Origin of the sequence: Kitasatospora sp. NPDC048540 (assembly GCF_040651175.1) — a bacterium.
GTDB lineage: Bacteria > Actinomycetota > Actinomycetes > Streptomycetales > Streptomycetaceae > Kitasatospora.
In genome coordinates this window covers 1-15,283 of the sequence record NZ_JBEZIR010000170.1, presented here as the reverse complement: position 1 = coordinate 15,283, position 15,283 = coordinate 1, and the positions used below count along the sequence as shown (strand labels likewise).

Genomic DNA, 15,283 nt, shown 5'->3' with positions numbered 1-15,283 from the left:
CTACGTCCGGCTGCGCCACGGCATCGGCGACGGCTCCGACATCGGCCGGATGAAGCGTCAGCAGGCCTTCATGTCCTCGCTGATCAAGCAGGTCAGCCCGGCGCGGGCTGCTCGGCCGGCTCGGCGGGCGCCTCGGCGGCCGGGGCGGCCGGCGGGGCCGGGGGCGCGAACGGGTTGAAGTCCGCGGGCGGGACCCGGACCGGCGTCCCCTTGCCCGGTGCCGGCGCGGCGGCGGGCGCCGCCGGAGCGGCCACCGGCGGGGCGGCGGGCACGGGCGCCGCGCTCCCGGCCACGGCGGTGCCGAACGGGTCGGCCACCGCGGTCGGCACCGTGGTACCGAACGGGTCCGCGGCGGCCGGCGCCGCAGGGGCCGCCACGGGGGCGGGGGCGGCCGGGGCCGCGGTGGCAGTGCCGGGCGCCGGGGGCGCGAACGGGTTGAAGTCGGCGGGCGGGACCCGGACCGGCGTGCCCTTGCCCGGCGCGGCGGGCTCGGCCGACGGCGCCGCGGCCGCCGCCGGGGCGGCGGGCGCGGGCGGGGCGAACGGGTTGAAGTCCGCCGGCGGGACCCGCACCGGGGTGCCCTTGGGCTGAGCGGGCTGAGCGGGCTGAGCGGGCGGGGCGGGCTGAGCAGGCGGGGCGGCCGGGGCCGGGGCGGTCGGGGCCGGGGCGGTCGGGGCCGCCGGAGCGGGCTGCTCGGCCACCGGGGCCGGCGCCGGGGGCACCACGGGCGGGGCCGGGGGAACCGGCGGGGCCGCGACGGGGGCCGGGGGTGCGGCCTGCACCGGGGCGGCGGCCGGCTGCTGGACCTGCGGCGGCTGCGCGGCGACGTGCACCTGGCCGTCCCAGGCGAGTTGGACACTCTCCAGCACCCGGGCGAACACACCCGTGTACAGCTCCCAGTCGTCCGCCTGGGCGGTGCTCAGCTGGACGGTCAGCACCGACCGGCCGTCCGGCAGCGGCAGGAACGCCTCGGCGGTGACACCGACCAGCGACAGCGGCCGCCCGTCGGCGGTCAGCGGCGCGGGCACCGGTACCGTCCGCGGCTCGACCAGCAGCACGGCGGGTCCGGCCGGCAGCAGCACCCGCCAGACCTCGGCGGCGGGCCGCCGGTCCGCCAGCTCGGTGGCCAGCTCGCCGACCTCCTGGGCGTGCGGCACCAGCGCGGCGACCAGCGAGGCGCGCGAGCGGCGGCCCTGCGTCTCGACCGCGGCCAGGCCGGCGAAGACCACGCCCGCGGCGGCGGTCTCCTCGGCCAGCGCGGCCGCCACCACCGCCCACTCCTTGCGGGCCTCGGCGTCGGCACCGGCGAACAGCTCGGCGGCCACCTCGGTCAGGTGTGCGCCGAGCGCGGCGCCGTCGCCGCGGATCGCCAGCGGGTGGAAGAGCGAGGGCACCAGCAGGCGCGCCTCGACACCGGAACCGGTGGACAGTTCGTCAGGTGCGAGGACCGGCCGGTCCGCGGCGAGCGCGGCCAGCGCGGGCGGGAACTCCGGGCGCAGCTTCTCGTCCGCGCTGCCGTGGCCGACCGGGAAGCGGAACGCCGCCGCGGACGGGGCCGCGGCGCCGCGCACCGTACCGCCGCCGTACCGGGCCAGCAGCTCGGCGGCCGCTCCCGGCGCGGGCTCGGGGCGCCGGGTGTGGGCCGCCTCCACCACCGTGCCGAGACCGTGGACCCCGGTGATACCGGGGCCGTTGGGGCCGATCCGGACGCCGAACAGGGCGCCGGCGGCCGGGTGCGCGGTGCTCCCGAAAGCGGCCAGGGTGGCGGCCGGGTAGTGCGTGGCCCGCTCGCCCAGCAGCGTTTCGGCCAGTGCGTCCAGTGTGGCCGCGATCCGCTCCGCGGCTGTGAAGCCGTCCTGAGTCATGGCGCCGAGCCCCCCTCGCTCTCGGTGTGGCATTAACGCCCACTTTCTATCAGAAACCGCTGACCCGGCGGCATCCGGCACCGAAGCTCACCAAGCGGGCGCGGCAGCTCCGGATGTGTGCGGCCCGCCTCGTCAGCCGGCCGGCGGGGCGGCGAGCCGGCCGAGGTCCTCCGCGAGGCCGGGAACGGCCAGCAGGCCCGCCAGTTCGCGTACCAGCCGCCCGGTCGGACCCCCGGGCTGCTCGCTGCGGAAGAACCCGGCCAGCTCCGCCGCGAGCCCCGGCTCCCGCGCCGCGGTGACCGCCAGCGCCGCGACGAACTCCTGCACCAGCTGCAGCTGCAGCTCCTCCAGCGGGACGCTGCGCTCGGACAGCCAGTCGAGCGAGGTGATCTCGGCGTTGGCGATCCAGGCCCGGACGGTGCGGCGCAGCCCGGGGCTGGGCGCGGGAACGGCGAGGTGCAGCAGGATCTGCTCCAGCGCGGCCCGCCGGACCTCGTCGATCACCGCCGTGGTGCCGGGGCTGGCCGCGACCGAACCGCCGCGCAGCAGCGCCTCGAAGCCGGGGCCGTGGCTGTTCACGAAGTCGAGGTAGCGGCCCATCACCCGCAGCAGCCGCTCGGACATCGGCCCTTCGGCCGCCTCCTCGAAGCGCCCGGCCAGCTCCTGGCCGGCCCGGCGCAGCGACTCCTCGTACAGCGCCTGCTTGCCGGGGAAGTAGTGGTAGACCAGCGGCCGGGAGGCCCCCGCGGCGGCCGCGATGTCGTCGATGGAGACGTCCTCCGGCGGGTGCTTGCTGAACAGGTCGAGCGCGACCGCGATCAGCTGCTCCCGGCGCTCGTCCACGCTCAGCCTGCGGCGCGGCGCACGCACCTCCGGAGTCCGGGTCGCCGCCGTCGGCGTACGGGAAGCCATACCGTCACCCTATCGGTCGATGCCGTCCCGGCCGGTCGTCCGATCGTGCGGGCCGGGGTGGACCGGCCGTCCTTGGAGGAGATGACGAAATTCTGACGGCGGCCCCGCGGCTCTGGCCCCGACCACGCCGACCTGGTCGAATCGACGGTGTGAGTGAGACCTCCGGAACCCCCGTCGGACGCCGCGTCGTCCTCGGCATGCTCGGTCTGGGCGTGGCCGGGGTGGCGGCGGGCCCGTTCCTGCAACGCGCCGTCGAAGGGGTCACCAGCAAGGACCCGACCGGGCTGAGCGGGCTGCTGCCCGGCGGGGGCGGCTTCCGGTACTACTCGGTGGTCGGCTCGGTGCCGACCCGGACGGCCGCGGACTACACGCTGCGGATCGACGGGATGGTGGACCGACCGGTCACCTTCAGCCTGCCCCAGCTGCAGGCGATGGAGCAGACCCGGATCGTCCACGACGTGCAGTGCGTGACCGGCTGGCGGGTGCCGGGCACCCCGTTCGAGGGGGTCAGGCTCGCCACCCTGCTGGACGCGGCCGGGGTCCGGGCGGACGCCGGTGCGGTGCGGTTCAGCTGCTTCGACGGCGAGTACACCGAGAGCCTCACCCTGGAGCAGGCCCGGCGCGACGACGTGCTGGTGGCGCTGCGGATGCAGGACCGGCCGGTCAGTCACGAGCACGGCGGCCCGGTGCGGCTGTACGTCGCGCCGATGTACTTCTACAAATCGGCCAAGTGGCTCTCCGGCATCACGCTGACGCCCTCGGTCGAACCCGGCTACTGGGAGCACTACGGCTATGACGTCGACGCCTGGGTGGGCCGCTCGAACGGACGCGACGATGCGCCCACCGGCTGAGCGGGCGGCGCAGGCGGGCCGGGTCCCGCGGTTCGGCCGGGCCGAGCGCTGGGTGCACCGCGCCACCTCCGGGCTGATGCTGGTGTGCCTGGTGACGGCCGCGTTCCTGTACTACCCGCCGCTGAGCGAGCTGGTCGGGCGCCGCCGCCTGGTGACCGCGGTGCACGAGTGGTGCGGGCTGCTGCTCCCGGCTCCGCTGCTGCTGGGCCTGGCCTCCCGGGCGCTGCGGGCGGACCTGACCCGGCTGAACCGCTTCACCCCGCTGGACCGCGCCTGGCTGCGCGCGGTGCGCCGCCGCTCGTACCGCCGCCCGGCGGGGAAGTTCAACGCCGGGCAGAAGCTGTACGCGGCCTGGACCGCCGGTGCGGTGCTGGTGATGCTCGGCACCGGGCTGCTGATGTGGTTCACCCACCTCGCGCCGCTGGTGTGGCGCACCGGCGCGACCTTCGTCCACGACTGGCTGGCGGTCGCGGTCGCCGTCGTGGTGGGCGGGCACATCTGGATGGCGGTCCGGGACCCGGAGGCCCGGCGCGGCATGCGCACGGGCAGCGTGGACCCGCTCTGGGCCGCCCGGGAGCACCCGGACTGGGAACCGCCGGACCACCGGCCGCCGGGGCCCGGGGCTCAGGAAGCGCGCCACTCCAGGTAGCGCCGCCAGGTCTCCACGCCGTCGGGGACGAACTCCCACTGCGCGAGGCGCCGCGCCAGCTCCGGCTCGGTCAGCCAGTCGTGCCAGGCGACCTCCTCGGCCTGCGGGGACACCGGACCGTCCCACACGGCCTGGTGCACGTCGCACCACCAGGACAGGCCCGCGCCGTCCTCGAACAGGAACCTGAACAGCGGCTCGGGCCGGATCCCGCTCACCCCGAGCTCCTCCTCGGCCTCCCGGACGGCCGCCTCGGCGTAGCTCTCGCCGCTGCCGACCACCCCGCCGACGAAACAGTCGTACGCGCCGGGGGCGAACAGCTTCTGCTCGGTGCGGCGGTGGGTGAAGATCCGTCCCTGTGCGTCGCGGACCAGGATGAACACGCAGCGGTGGGTCAGCCCCCGCCGGTAGACCTCGCCGCGCGGGGCGGTGCCGATCACCCGGTCCTGCGCGTCGACCACGTCCAGCAGCTCGTCAGCGGGGTTCGTCATGGCCCCACGGTACCGACTCGGCGTCAGCCCGAGCACCGGACTATCGTGCGAACCAGGGCGGCGACGGAGCGGAGGTCGGCGAGCGTGAGCACGGTGGAGATCTGGGGCGAGACGGCCGACGGCTTCGAACCCGTCCGGGAGGCCTTCGCCCGCAACTTCCGGGACCACGGCGAGCTCGGCGCCGCCTTCGCGCTGTACGCCGACGGCCGCAAGGTGGTCGACCTGTGGGGCGGCGACGCCCGGCCCGAGGTCGGTGCCCGGCCCGCGCCCGCCGTGCCGTGGACCGCGGACACCGCGCAGGTGCTGCGCTCGGTCACCAAGGGCCTGACGGCCGCCGCGGCGCTGCTGCTGTTCCAGCGCGGCCTGCTCGACCTGGACGCGCCGGCCTCCTCCTACTGGCCGGAGTTCAAGGCCGCGGGCAAGGAGCGGATCCCGGTCCGCTGGCTGCTGTCGCACCAGGCCGGCCTCCCGGCACTGGACACCCCGCTGCGGATCGAGGACCTGATCGCCTGGGAGCCGGCGGTTGCCGCCGTCGCCGCGCAGGCCCCGGCCTGGGAGCCGGGCACCGCGCACGGCTACCACCCGTACACCTTCGGCTGGCTGGCCGGGGAGCTGGTCCGGCGGGCGGACGGCCGCAGCATCGGCCACCTGTTCGCCGAGGAGATCGCCCGCCCGCTCGGCCTCGACCTGTGGATCGGCCTGCCCGCGGGCGCCGCACCCCGGGTCGGGCGGCTGGTCGACCTGCCCGCGCCGGAGGCCGCCCAGGTCGGGCCGAACGGCCTGCGGATCCGGCCCAAGCAGAACGTCCGGGACGCCTACCGCGACCCGGCCTCGCTGACCGCCCGGGCGTTCGGCGCGGTCCGCCCGCCGGTCGACCTCAACGACCCGGCGATCCAGGCCGCCGAGGTCCCCGGCGCGGGCGGCATCGGCACCGCCCGCTCGCTGGCCCGCTTCTACGCCGCGCTGATCGGCGCCGCCGACCGGCACGCCGGCGCCCCGGGCGAGCGGCTGCCCGCGCTGTTCGACGCCGCGACGCTGGCCGAGGCGGCCGGGCCCTCGGTGGACGGACCGGACCGGGTGCTGATCGTCAACACCTCCTTCGGCCAGGGCTTCTTCCGACACGGCGGCACCTCGCCGATGTCCTCCCCGGCCGCCTTCGGCCACCCCGGCCGCGGCGGCTCGCTGGGCTTCGCCGACCCGTCGCTCGGGATCGGCTTCGGGTACGTCACCAACGGCATGCAGCCCGGGGTGACCGGCGACATCCGTTCCCGGACGCTGATCGGCGCGGTCCGCGCCTGCCTCGCCGGCTGAGGCCGGGGCCGGGGCCGGGGAGGCAGGCGCGGCCCCCGGCGGGTCAGGCCTGGCCGGTGTCGAAGCGGCTGACCTTGCCGCTGTCGACGGTGAACCGCCAGGCGGTGCGCATCTCGCCCCAGGTGTCGTTGCGGAAGTTGGCGACCAGCGCCAGACCGCCGTCCTTCTCGGTCTGCACCTCCATCCGGCCGCGCGAGGAGAAGATCTCCCGGTCGATCCAGTCCGTGAGGTCCCGGTCCGAACCGTCGTCCGACATGGTGGCGTCCGGGGTGAGCGCGCCGAGGAAGGCGTCGCGGTCACCCGCGTTGATCGCGGCGACCAGAGTGCGCACGGCGGGTTGGGACAGCTTGTCGACGGGGATGGTCATGGGTCGGTGGCTCCTGTTCCGCGGCACGGTCGGCCGCTGCTCTCCAGAGACCACGGACGCGACCGGGCCGCGCGCCGCCTGGGCCGTTCGCAGTCCCCCCGTGCGCCGCCCCGGACGGGGTGTCGGCGGACCCGGGCGGGCCCGCCGTGTGCTTGGATCCGGCTGGGGGACCAGCCCGAGGAAGGGAGCCCTGGATGGGGCCGGCCGAACTGCTCGTCCTGACGTTCCCGCAGGAGACCATCACCCGCGAGACCGCCGCGGCGCTGGTCGCGCTGCGCACCGCCGGGGACATCCGGGTGATCGACTCACTGGTGGTCACCCGGCACCCGGACGGCGAGGCGACCTACGGCGAACTCGCCGACTTCGAGCACCTGCGCGGCGTGGTCGCGGTCGGCGGCCACGAACTGCCGCTGATCGGCCCCGAGGACGCGCAGGAGGCCGCCGAGCTGCTGGCGCCGGGCTCGGTCGCGCTGCTGGTCCTGATCGAGCACGTCTGGGCCGAGGCCGCGGCCGAGGCGCTGCGCGCCGTGGGCGGACGGATCGCCTCCGGCGTGCGGATCCCCCCGGAGAACATCGAGGAAGCCGTACGCGCCGCCCGCGCGCGCGTCGCGGCACAGAACTGAGGACCCCGTGCTGCTGTCCGTCCCGTCGACCGTGCCCGTTCCGCCGTCCGCGCTGCCGGGCCCGGTCCGCCCGCTCGGGGCAGCCCGTCCGCCGGGCACCCCGCTCGGCCGCGGCCTGGTGACCGGCGGCGCCGTGCGGGCGGCCCGTACCACTGCACCCGGCACCTGGCCGGATCCCGTCGAGCAGGGCCCGGCCGCCGGGTGGCGGATGGGGCGGGGACCCGCGGTCGTACCTCGCTCGGTCAAGCGGTAGGTGCACTCCGGGGGCGTGCGCTCTGGGCTGCACGCCCCCGGAGTTGCTGGGTCAGGCGCCTGGGTGGAGTGCCTGGGCCTCCTCGTCCGTCAGCAGCCGGGAACGGACCAGGAAGCGGTGGCCGGTCGGCGCCTCCAGCGAGAAGCCGCTGCCGCGCCCCGGCACCACGTCGATGGTCAGATGGGTGTGCGACCAGTACGCGTACTGGTCCCGGGCCATCCAGACCTCGACCGGCGCGAGCCCGTCCACCGTGAGGACGCCGAGCAGGTGGTCGGCGGCCGAGGTGAGGAACTCGCCGGCCGGGTAGCACATCGGCGCCGAGCCGTCGCAGCAGCCGCCGGACTGGTGGAACATCAACGGACCGTGCTCGGCGGCGAGTTCGCGCATCAGACCGGCCGCCGCCGGGGTGACGGCCACCTGGGAGGCGGCCATCCTAGAAGAAGCCCAGAGCCTGCGGCGAGTAGCTGACCAGCAGGTTCTTGGTCTGCTGGTAGTGCTCCAGCATCATCTTGTGGGTCTCCCGGCCGATCCCGGAGTTCTTGTAGCCGCCGAACGCCGCGTGCGCCGGGTACAGGTGGTACGAGTTGGTCCAGACCCGGCCGGCCTGGATCGCCCGCCCGGCCCGGTGGGCGGTGGAGCCGTCCCGGGTCCAGACGCCCGCGCCGAGCCCGTACAGGGTGTCGTTGGCGATCTCGATGCCGTCGTCGAAGCCGTCGAAGCGGGCCACCGCGACCACCGGGCCGAAGATCTCCTCCTGGAAGATCCGCATCCGGTTGGTGCCCTCGAAGACGGTCGGGGCCACGTAGTAGCCGCCCGCCAACTCGCCGTCGAGCTGGACCCGTTCGCCGCCGACCAGGACCTTGGCGCCCTCGGCCTGGCCGATGTCGATGTAGGAGAGGATCTTCTCCAGCTGGTCGTTGCTGGCCTGTGCGCCGACCATGGTGTCGGTGTCCAGCGGGTTGCCCTGGCGGATCGCCCGGACCCGCTCGAGGCCGTCGCCGAGGAAGCGGTCGTAGATCGGCGCCTCGATCAGGGCCCGGCTCGGACAGGTGCACACCTCGCCCTGGTTGAGGGCGAACATCGCGAAGCCCTCCAGCGCCTTGTCGTAGAAGGCGTCCTGCTCGGCGGCCACGTCGGCGAAGAACAGGTTGGGGCTCTTGCCGCCGAGCTCCAGCGAGACCGGGATCAGGTTGGCGCTGGCGTACTGCATGATCAGCCGGCCGGTGGTGGTCTCGCCGGTGAAGGCGATCTTGCGGATCCGCGGGCTGGAGGCGAGCGGCTTGCCGGCCTCCACACCGAAGCCGTTGACCACGTTGACCACGCCCGGCGGCAGCAGGTCGGCGACCAGCTCCATCAGCACCAGGATCGAGGCCGGGGTCTGCTCGGCCGGCTTGAGCACCACCGCGTTGCCCGCGGCCAGCGCCGGGGCGAGCTTCCAGACCGCCATCAGGATCGGGAAGTTCCACGGGATGATCTGGCCGACCACGCCCAGCGGCTCGTGGAAGTGGTAGGCGACGGTGTCCTCGTCGAGCTGGGAGAGCGAGCCCTCCTGGGCGCGCAGCGCGCCGGCGAAGTAGCGCAGGTGGTCGACGGCCAGCGGGATGTCCGCCGCCAGCGCCTCCCGGACCGGCTTGCCGTTGTCCCAGCTCTCGGCGACCGCCAGGGCCTCCAGGTTCTGCTCCATCCGGTCGGCCACCCGCAGCAGCACCTGGGCGCGCTCGGCGGGGGAGGTGCGGCCCCAGGCGGGTGCGGCGGCGTGCGCGGCGTCCAGCGCGGCCTCGATGTCCTCCGAGGTGCCGCGGGCCACCTCGCAGAACGGCCGGCCGGTCACCGGGGTGGGGTTCTCGAAGTACTGACCCCGCACCGGGGGCCGCCAGTCGCCGCCTATCCAGTGTTCGTAGCGGCTGCGGAACTCGACCACCGAACCGGGCCGGCCGGGGGGCTGGTAGACCGTCAAAGCTCTCTCCTCGCAACGACAGGCGCCGCCGTCCGGGCCCGCCCCGGGGCAGCGCGCCGGGCAGCCTAGGCGGCCCGGGCGGAAGGATGCTGGAAGCTGACTGGAGGGGTCCGCCCCTCCGGTCCGCACCCTAACCGCCCGGTCGGCGCCGCCGCTACGCCCCGTACCGGACCGGTCACGGTAGTGGTGGGGCCGCGGCGGCCCGGCGCCGGCGGTGCGGCGCCGGGCCCGGCGCGCTACCCGGCCCGGTAGCGGCCGGTGCGGCCCTCCCAGCGCAGGTAGCCCGCCAGCCAGGCGGCGAGTCCGTCGGCGTAGCGCTGGACGGCGCCGCGCTGGGCGGCGTCGAGCTCGAGCTGGTTGTAGACGTCCGCCAGCTGCAGTCGCAGTTCGGCGAACTGATTGATCATCAGCTGCGCCTCGGCGAGCACCACGGCGCTGGCCTCATCGGCCGGGCAGCCGCGCTCCTGCTGGACGATCATCACCAGGTTGTACACGTCGCCGCGCGGCGCCTCCAGCGGGTAGGAGCGCACGTCGTTGCTGAACGATGGTATGTCGGCGGCGAGTTGGCGCAGTCGACGGAGTACCGGGTGGTGGAAGGCGCTCTGCGGCACCTCGAAGTGGCCGAGCCGCTCGATCATGTCGAACAGGGTCTCCATTGCCGCGGTGCCGCGGCGCAGGACCAAGTAGCTCTCCCGGTCGGGGAGTTCGGCGAAGGCCCGGCCGGCCGCCTCGGCGGGGTGGCTGGCGAAGTACCACTCCCAGTTGTACGCGGCCCTGGCCCGCCAGCGGGCGGACATCCCCCGCTGGCTGCGGCGCCAGAGGTCGGCGAAGGCGTGCTCGGTGGCGGACGGGGTGGGCGGAGCGGATGAGGCGGACGGGACGGGAGAGGTGGACGGGGCGGAGGATCCGAACGGGGTGGTCGCGGCGAATGCGGCGGTGCCGTGCGTGATTCCGCAGAGCCGGTCGCAGATCCTGGCCACCTCGGCCGGATGTTGGCCGAGTTCGGTATCGAACTGGTCGTCGAAGAGAAAGTAGAATCCGAGGAGGTCGGCGGCCAGGCCGAGTTCGTCCGGCCCCGCCTCGGGGTAGCAGAAAGCGGCGAGCTCCGACACGTCCCAGTGCTCGTACGCGGGCTCGGTGATGCCGGCGGTCAGTTGTCTGTGGCGGTCCAGCCACAGCCGGTGGTGGGCTGCCGCCCCCGCCTGGTGGGGGCTCCGCCTGTGGGGAAACGGAAGCTCAAGTGAGGTGCAGTCGGACATCGTTCTCCCGGCGCTGCTGAGGGGTCTGTGCCGTACGTCCTGCTCGGCCTCGGGGTGGCCCGCGGAAAAAAGATCATCTCCAGCTGTGCGGGCCGAAGATTATCTGATCAGATCATCAGATGTCAGAGGTATCAGGGCATTTGCCCCTGGCTCTCGCTCTCAACCCTGTCCGTGGCCTCCGGCCTGCGCGAATGCCGCCCATGGGGGCGTGCGCGGCGCTAATGTCGGGGACAGAACCACGGAACTGTGAGGCGGAGGGCGCAACGGTGGCCGGAGATCAGCACGGGCAAGGGGAGCGAGGGCTCGGCGCCGGAACGGTCGAGGACCCGCTCCACGAGCGCGAATCCGAGCTCGGCAGCGCCGAACAGGCCGTCGCCAGACTCTGCCGGGCGTTCGCCAACGGTGGCACCGAGATCGGTGAACTGCTCCTCTACTCCGGCCCGCCCGGGATGGGCAAGACCTCGGTCCTGCGGCAGGTCCGCAGGCTCGCCAGACTGCAGCCGGGCTGCACCGTCCTGTTCGCCCGCGGCGGCGAGCGGCAGCAGAACGAACCATTCCGCGTACTACGGCAGTTGCTGCTCCCGGTGCTCGGCGCGCTGAGCGAGGCCGAGAGCCGCGAGGTGTTCGGCAACTGGCGCGGCATCGTCGGCCCGGCGATCGGCCTGTTCCCGCCCTCCGGCGAGCTGGAGCCGCTCGACCCGCAGGGCGTCCGCGACGGACTCGACTTCGTGCTCACCCAACTCGCCCCGCGCCGGGCCCCGTTGGTGATGATCGTCGACGACCTGCACTGGGCCGACCTGGAGTCGCTCACCTGGCTCTCCTCCTTCGCGGTCCGCTGCCAGGAACTGCCGGTCCTGCTGGTGCTGGGCTACCGCGACGAGTTCGCCGAGGAGGCCCGGGGACTGATCCAGCAGATCGAGGGCATGGCGGCCCGCCGACACCAGCTCAACCCGCTGAACCCCGCCTCGGTCACCCAATTGGTCCGCGGTGTTTTCGGCGCCCTGGCCGACGACGCCTTCTGCCGCCAGGTCTGGGCGATCACCGCCGGCACCCCGTACGACATCCAGGCGCTGCTGCGTGAGGTCCGTGACCAGGGCCTGGACCCGATCGAGGAGAACACCCCGCGGCTGCGCGACCTCGCCGCCGCCGCCCGCGGCCAGACCCTGCAGTACTGGCTGGAGAAGCTGGGCCCGGTTACCATGCGGTTCGCCTGGGCCGCCGCCCTGCTCGGCACCGACATCAAGCAGCAGCTCGCCGCCATCATCTGCGCGCAGGGCCCCGACCAGTCCGACGAGTCGGTGCGCCAGCTGCGCAAGCACCGGGTGCTCACCAGCAGCCCCAACGGGCGGCTGGAGTTCGTCCACCCGCTGATCGGCACCGCGATCTACCTGACCATGCCCTCCGGCACCAAGACCGCCATGCACGGCATCGCCGCGGCCGCCATCGAGAACGCGGGCGGCAGCCTGCTCACCGCCTCGCGGCACCTGCTGGAGACCCTCCCCGAGGGCGACTACACGATCGTCCGGAAACTGCGCAAGGCCGCCACCGAGCACCTCGCGATCGGCGCACCCGAGGCCGCCCAGCGCTGCCTGGAGCGCGCCCTGGCCGAGCCGCCGGACGAGGCGGACCGCGCCGTGGTGATGTACGAGCTGGGCTGTTCCGCGCTGCTCACCGACCCGTCCGCTACCGTCAACCAGCTCCGGCTCGCGCTGGAGATGGACGGTCTCGGCGACGACCTGCGGGTGGACGCCACCTTCCGGCTCTCCGAGGTGCTGGCCCACTCCGGCGAGCTGGTCAGGGCCGCCGAGACCTGCCGGCTGGAGGCCCAGCGCACCCCGCCCGGACCGGGCCGGCTCCGCCTGGAGGCCGCGCACTTCATGTGGGCCGCGTTCCAGCGCGACGAGGAGGACGGCCCGGGCCGCTCCGACCGGCTCCACAAGCTCTCGCTCAGCCTCGGCGAACGCGACACCGCCGCCGAACGCGCCGTGCTGGCGATGCGCGCCTGGGACCTCACCCTGCGCGGCGCCCCCGCCGCCAAGGCGGTCGGCTACGCCGACGAGGTCCTCGCGGACGGCCGGCTGCCCGCCGAGCTCGGCTGGACCAACACCACCTGGGGCTTCGAACTCCCCGCCCTGGTCGGCCTCACCCTCACCTACACCGACGAACTCGCCCGCGCGGAACGGCTGTTCTCCGACGCCATCCTGGAGTTCGAGGTGGCCGGCTGGAGCGGCGCGCACCGCGGCTTCGCCTACTTCCTGATGGGCCTGGTCCGGTTCCGCCGCGGCTTCCTCCCCGAGGCCGAGGACTTCCTGCGCCGGGGCCTGAAGATCTCCGAGCGGATCGCCCCCGGCATCCCGCTGCAGTGGGACATCGTCGGCGTGCTCGCCGACACCCTGCTGGCCCGCGGCCGTTTCACCGAGGCCTGGGAACTCGCCCAGCGCTACCGCTTCGCCCCGCCGTACCACACGACCGCCATGGTGCTGCCGGACGCGCCCACCCTGTACGGCAAGCTGCTGCTCGCCCGGGGCGACCGGGCCGGGGCCGCCGCCGTCTTCACCGAGGTCGGCGAGCAGCTGAACGCCCGCGGCTGGAAGAACACCGTCTGGGCGCCGTGGGCCGGCCACCTCGCGGTGGCGCTCGCCCCCGACGACCCGGACGCGGCCCGCGGGTACGCGGAGCTGGCCGTCGAGCGGGCCCGGGAGTTCGGGACCCCGTCGGCGATCGGCACCGCGCTGCGGCTGCAGGCGGCCACCACCGAAGGCCCGGCCGCCGTCGAACTGCTGGAGGAGGCCGTCGGCCGGCTGGGCCTGTCCCCGGCCGGGTACGAGCACGCCCACGCCCTGGTCGACCTCGGCGCGGCACTGCGCCGGGTCGGCCGGCTGAGCGCCTCCGGCGAGTACCTGTACCAAGGCATGGAGCTGGCCCAGCACTGCGGTGCCGACGGCCTGGTCGCCAAGGCCCGCGGCGAGCTGGCGGTCTCCGGGCTGCGCCCCAACCGGCTGCACACCCTCAGCCGGGACGCGCTCACCCAGCCCGAGTGGGAGGTCGCCCAGCTCGCGGTCCAGGGGCTGCCGCCGCAGCGGATCGCCGAGCGGCTCGACCTCCAGCTGAGCCTGGTGCACCGCCGGCTGGCCGCCGTCCACCGCAAGGCGGGCACCGGGCCGGAGGGCCTGGCCGCCGCGCTCGGCCTGCCCGAGCAGGGGCCGGACCAGGGGCCGGACGAGGAGTCGGACCAGCGACCCGGCCGGGACGGCTGAGCCGCCCGCGCCGGGCGCGCCGCGGCCCCGGACACCTCGTCGAAGCGGGGCGTCCGGGGCCGCGGGCACTCAGGCGGATCCGCCGATTCCGACCAACCGTCGGCGCGGGGTCAGTGCAGCACGCCGAGGAGGCTGGCGGCCCCGAGCGAGACGGCCAGCAGACCCCAGAGCACGAAGAACACGCCGAACCCCTTGAGCGTGCCGGGGGTCAGGCGCTCGGCGCGGTCCTGGTACCCCATGGTGACCAGGTTGTTCTTCCACCAGCCCGCGATCGGGCGGGACTTGGTGATCAGGATCCAGGCCGCCACCAGGAAACCGGATCCGACACAGCAGAAGAAGACGGCGCCAGCGGTCGACATGTATTGCCTCCGGTTGGGGTGAGGAGTGCGGTAGGGCCGGGCGGACGGACGGCCCGGGCGCTGTTGGCGGCGCCCGGGCCGGATGCCGTTACCTGTTGCCGAACGGCTGGTGGACCCAAGTGTAGGAGACGCCTCCGGTGACGTTCACGGGCAGCACGGGCGGGATGTAGTCGAGCCCCGCTCCGACGCCGACCATTCCGGTCACCACCAGATCTCCCTTGCTGTTCTTCGAGCCGCCGGTGCCCACGGCGCCGTGCCCCACCAGGCCTTCGCCGGCCGTGACTTCGAGCTGGCCGCCCCAGCCCGACAGCTGGCTGACGTCGTCGGCGTTGCTGAACAGGGTGTCGGCCGAGCCGTAGATCCCGAACCCGCCGAGCCCGGTGCCGGCGCTGGTGAGCAGATTGCCGTGCTCCTCCCCGTCCGGTCCGTAGGTGCGGGTCAGACAGGCGGACCCGTTCACCGCGATGCCGGCGGAGGCACCGGCGCTGATGCAGAACCCGTAGGTCCCGGTGTGCGGGTCCTTCTTCTTCTCCACGACACCGGTCTTGGCGAGAAGGTTCAGGGAACCGTCGATGACGCTGTCCTTGATCCCCTTGCTGTGCTTCTTCTTGCCCTTGTCCTTGTCGCTGTCCTTCCCGTTGTCCGTACCGGTGATGACGGGTGTGCGGCTGATGACGGTGATCTTCCCGCTGCCGTTGCTCGCGGTGATGGGTGCGCACGGCGGGTGCCAGTTGGTGGAGCAGTCGCTGGTGGAGTCGCTGCCGATGCCGCACACGTACGCGAACGCGCTGCAGCCGCCCGGGAGACCGCCGTGGGCCGGGCCTTCGACCTGGGTACCGCCGTGCGAGCAGCGGTACAGGCCGCTGGCGCACTCCTCCAGTTGGAGGCCGCTGGGGTCGGCGGTGTTGATGGGGTTGTTGTTGCTGTAGGCGTAGCCGTTCCACTGCTGCGGGTCGTCCGTCAGCATGAGGGGGTCGGGGTTGAGGAAGCGGCCGTGGACGGGGTCGTATTCGCGGGCGCCGAGGTTGGTGAGGCCGGTGGTGTCGTCCTTGGTGCCGCCGACGAAGCCCTTGTCGCCGGCCCAGGTCCCGGTCGCGGGCTGGGTGCCGCGGGGGTTGCCGAAGGGGTCGGT

14 protein-coding genes and 1 pseudogene are annotated in these 15,283 nt (G+C 74.3%); 6 read left to right on the top strand and 9 right to left on the bottom strand.

Translation table 11 applies throughout. The annotated features are described in order from the left end of the window. Window positions 1–94, top strand: a pseudogene (locus AB0D08_RS37140) (LCP family protein); the annotation flags it as partial. Here the strand turns inward: AB0D08_RS37140 and AB0D08_RS37135 are convergent. Both AB0D08_RS37135 and AB0D08_RS37130 read right to left on the bottom strand, forming a co-directional pair. Beyond that, window positions 93–1,865 carry a hypothetical protein gene (locus AB0D08_RS37135; protein ID WP_359894748.1) on the bottom strand — a complete coding sequence of 591 codons (1,773 nt, stop codon included), beginning with the start codon at window positions 1,863–1,865 and terminating at the stop codon, window positions 93–95. The pseudogene AB0D08_RS37140 and the gene AB0D08_RS37135 overlap by 2 nt on opposite strands. Window positions 1,866–1,997: 132 nt before the next feature. Then, the gene (locus AB0D08_RS37130; protein WP_082526204.1) at window positions 1,998–2,777 is read right to left on the bottom strand and encodes a TetR/AcrR family transcriptional regulator; all 780 of its coding nucleotides are present in this window, start codon (window positions 2,775–2,777) and stop codon (window positions 1,998–2,000) included. 197 nt (window positions 2,778–2,974) lie between these two features. Here AB0D08_RS37130 and AB0D08_RS37125 point away from each other — a divergent pair, with 197 nt between their 5' ends. Together AB0D08_RS37125 and AB0D08_RS37120 are read left to right on the top strand one after the other, a co-directional pair. Further along, a complete protein-coding gene (locus AB0D08_RS37125) occupies window positions 2,975–3,628 on the top strand; it encodes a molybdopterin-dependent oxidoreductase (RefSeq protein WP_082526205.1) in 654 nt (217 codons plus the stop codon). Beyond that, window positions 3,612–4,277 (top strand): cytochrome b/b6 domain-containing protein, encoded by a 666-nt coding sequence (locus AB0D08_RS37120; RefSeq protein ID WP_359894746.1) that lies wholly within the window; start codon window positions 3,612–3,614, stop codon window positions 4,275–4,277. The genes AB0D08_RS37125 and AB0D08_RS37120 overlap by 17 nt, the downstream gene beginning before the upstream one ends. Here the strand turns inward: AB0D08_RS37120 and AB0D08_RS37115 are convergent. Next, window positions 4,253–4,765 carry an NUDIX domain-containing protein gene (locus tag AB0D08_RS37115; RefSeq protein ID WP_359894744.1) on the bottom strand — a complete coding sequence of 171 codons (513 nt, stop codon included), beginning with the start codon at window positions 4,763–4,765 and terminating at the stop codon, window positions 4,253–4,255. The two genes, AB0D08_RS37120 and AB0D08_RS37115, sit on opposite strands and share 25 nt — an antisense overlap. 93 nt (window positions 4,766–4,858) lie before the next feature. On the opposite strand from AB0D08_RS37115, the gene AB0D08_RS37110 reads away from it, so the two are divergent. Beyond that, window positions 4,859–6,076: a serine hydrolase domain-containing protein gene (locus AB0D08_RS37110; protein WP_033818118.1), complete on the top strand. Its 1,218-nt coding sequence runs from the start codon at window positions 4,859–4,861 to the stop codon at window positions 6,074–6,076. A 43-nt stretch (window positions 6,077–6,119) separates the two neighbouring features. Here the strand turns inward: AB0D08_RS37110 and AB0D08_RS37105 are convergent, their stop codons facing one another. Continuing rightward, the gene (locus tag AB0D08_RS37105; RefSeq protein WP_033818110.1) at window positions 6,120–6,443 is read right to left on the bottom strand and encodes a hypothetical protein; all 324 of its coding nucleotides are present in this window, start codon (window positions 6,441–6,443) and stop codon (window positions 6,120–6,122) included. A gap of 194 nt (window positions 6,444–6,637) precedes the next feature. Here AB0D08_RS37105 and AB0D08_RS37100 point away from each other — a divergent pair, with 194 nt between their 5' ends. Further along, window positions 6,638–7,066, top strand: a complete 429-nt coding sequence (locus AB0D08_RS37100) for a DUF6325 family protein (RefSeq protein WP_033818111.1) — start codon at window positions 6,638–6,640, stop codon at window positions 7,064–7,066. 304 nt (window positions 7,067–7,370) lie between these two features. On the opposite strand, the gene AB0D08_RS37095 is transcribed toward AB0D08_RS37100, so the two are convergent. From AB0D08_RS37095 to AB0D08_RS37085, 3 genes are all read right to left on the bottom strand, one after another. Continuing rightward, window positions 7,371–7,751 (bottom strand): DUF779 domain-containing protein, encoded by a 381-nt coding sequence (locus tag AB0D08_RS37095; protein ID WP_033818113.1) that lies wholly within the window; start codon window positions 7,749–7,751, stop codon window positions 7,371–7,373. Window position 7,752: 1 nt separating this feature from the next. Then, entirely contained in the window at window positions 7,753–9,276 is a 1,524-nt protein-coding gene (locus tag AB0D08_RS37090; RefSeq protein ID WP_033818114.1) for an aldehyde dehydrogenase family protein, read from the bottom strand. 236 nt (window positions 9,277–9,512) lie between these two features. Next, window positions 9,513–10,535, bottom strand: a complete 1,023-nt coding sequence (locus AB0D08_RS37085) for a hypothetical protein (protein ID WP_359894740.1) — start codon at window positions 10,533–10,535, stop codon at window positions 9,513–9,515. Between the two features lie 266 nt (window positions 10,536–10,801). Between AB0D08_RS37085 and AB0D08_RS37080 the strand changes: the two genes are divergently transcribed. Next, window positions 10,802–13,792 carry an AAA family ATPase gene (locus AB0D08_RS37080; RefSeq protein ID WP_233288898.1) on the top strand — a complete coding sequence of 997 codons (2,991 nt, stop codon included), beginning with the start codon at window positions 10,802–10,804 and terminating at the stop codon, window positions 13,790–13,792. A gap of 110 nt (window positions 13,793–13,902) precedes the next feature. On the opposite strand, the gene AB0D08_RS37075 is transcribed toward AB0D08_RS37080, so the two are convergent. Further along, window positions 13,903–14,151, bottom strand: a complete 249-nt coding sequence (locus AB0D08_RS37075; RefSeq protein WP_359894738.1) for a hypothetical protein — start codon at window positions 14,149–14,151, stop codon at window positions 13,903–13,905. An 88-nt stretch (window positions 14,152–14,239) separates the two neighbouring features. Next, a partial coding sequence (locus tag AB0D08_RS37070) for an RHS repeat-associated core domain-containing protein (RefSeq protein ID WP_359894736.1) occupies window positions 14,240–15,283 on the bottom strand: 1,044 nt, incomplete at its 5' end.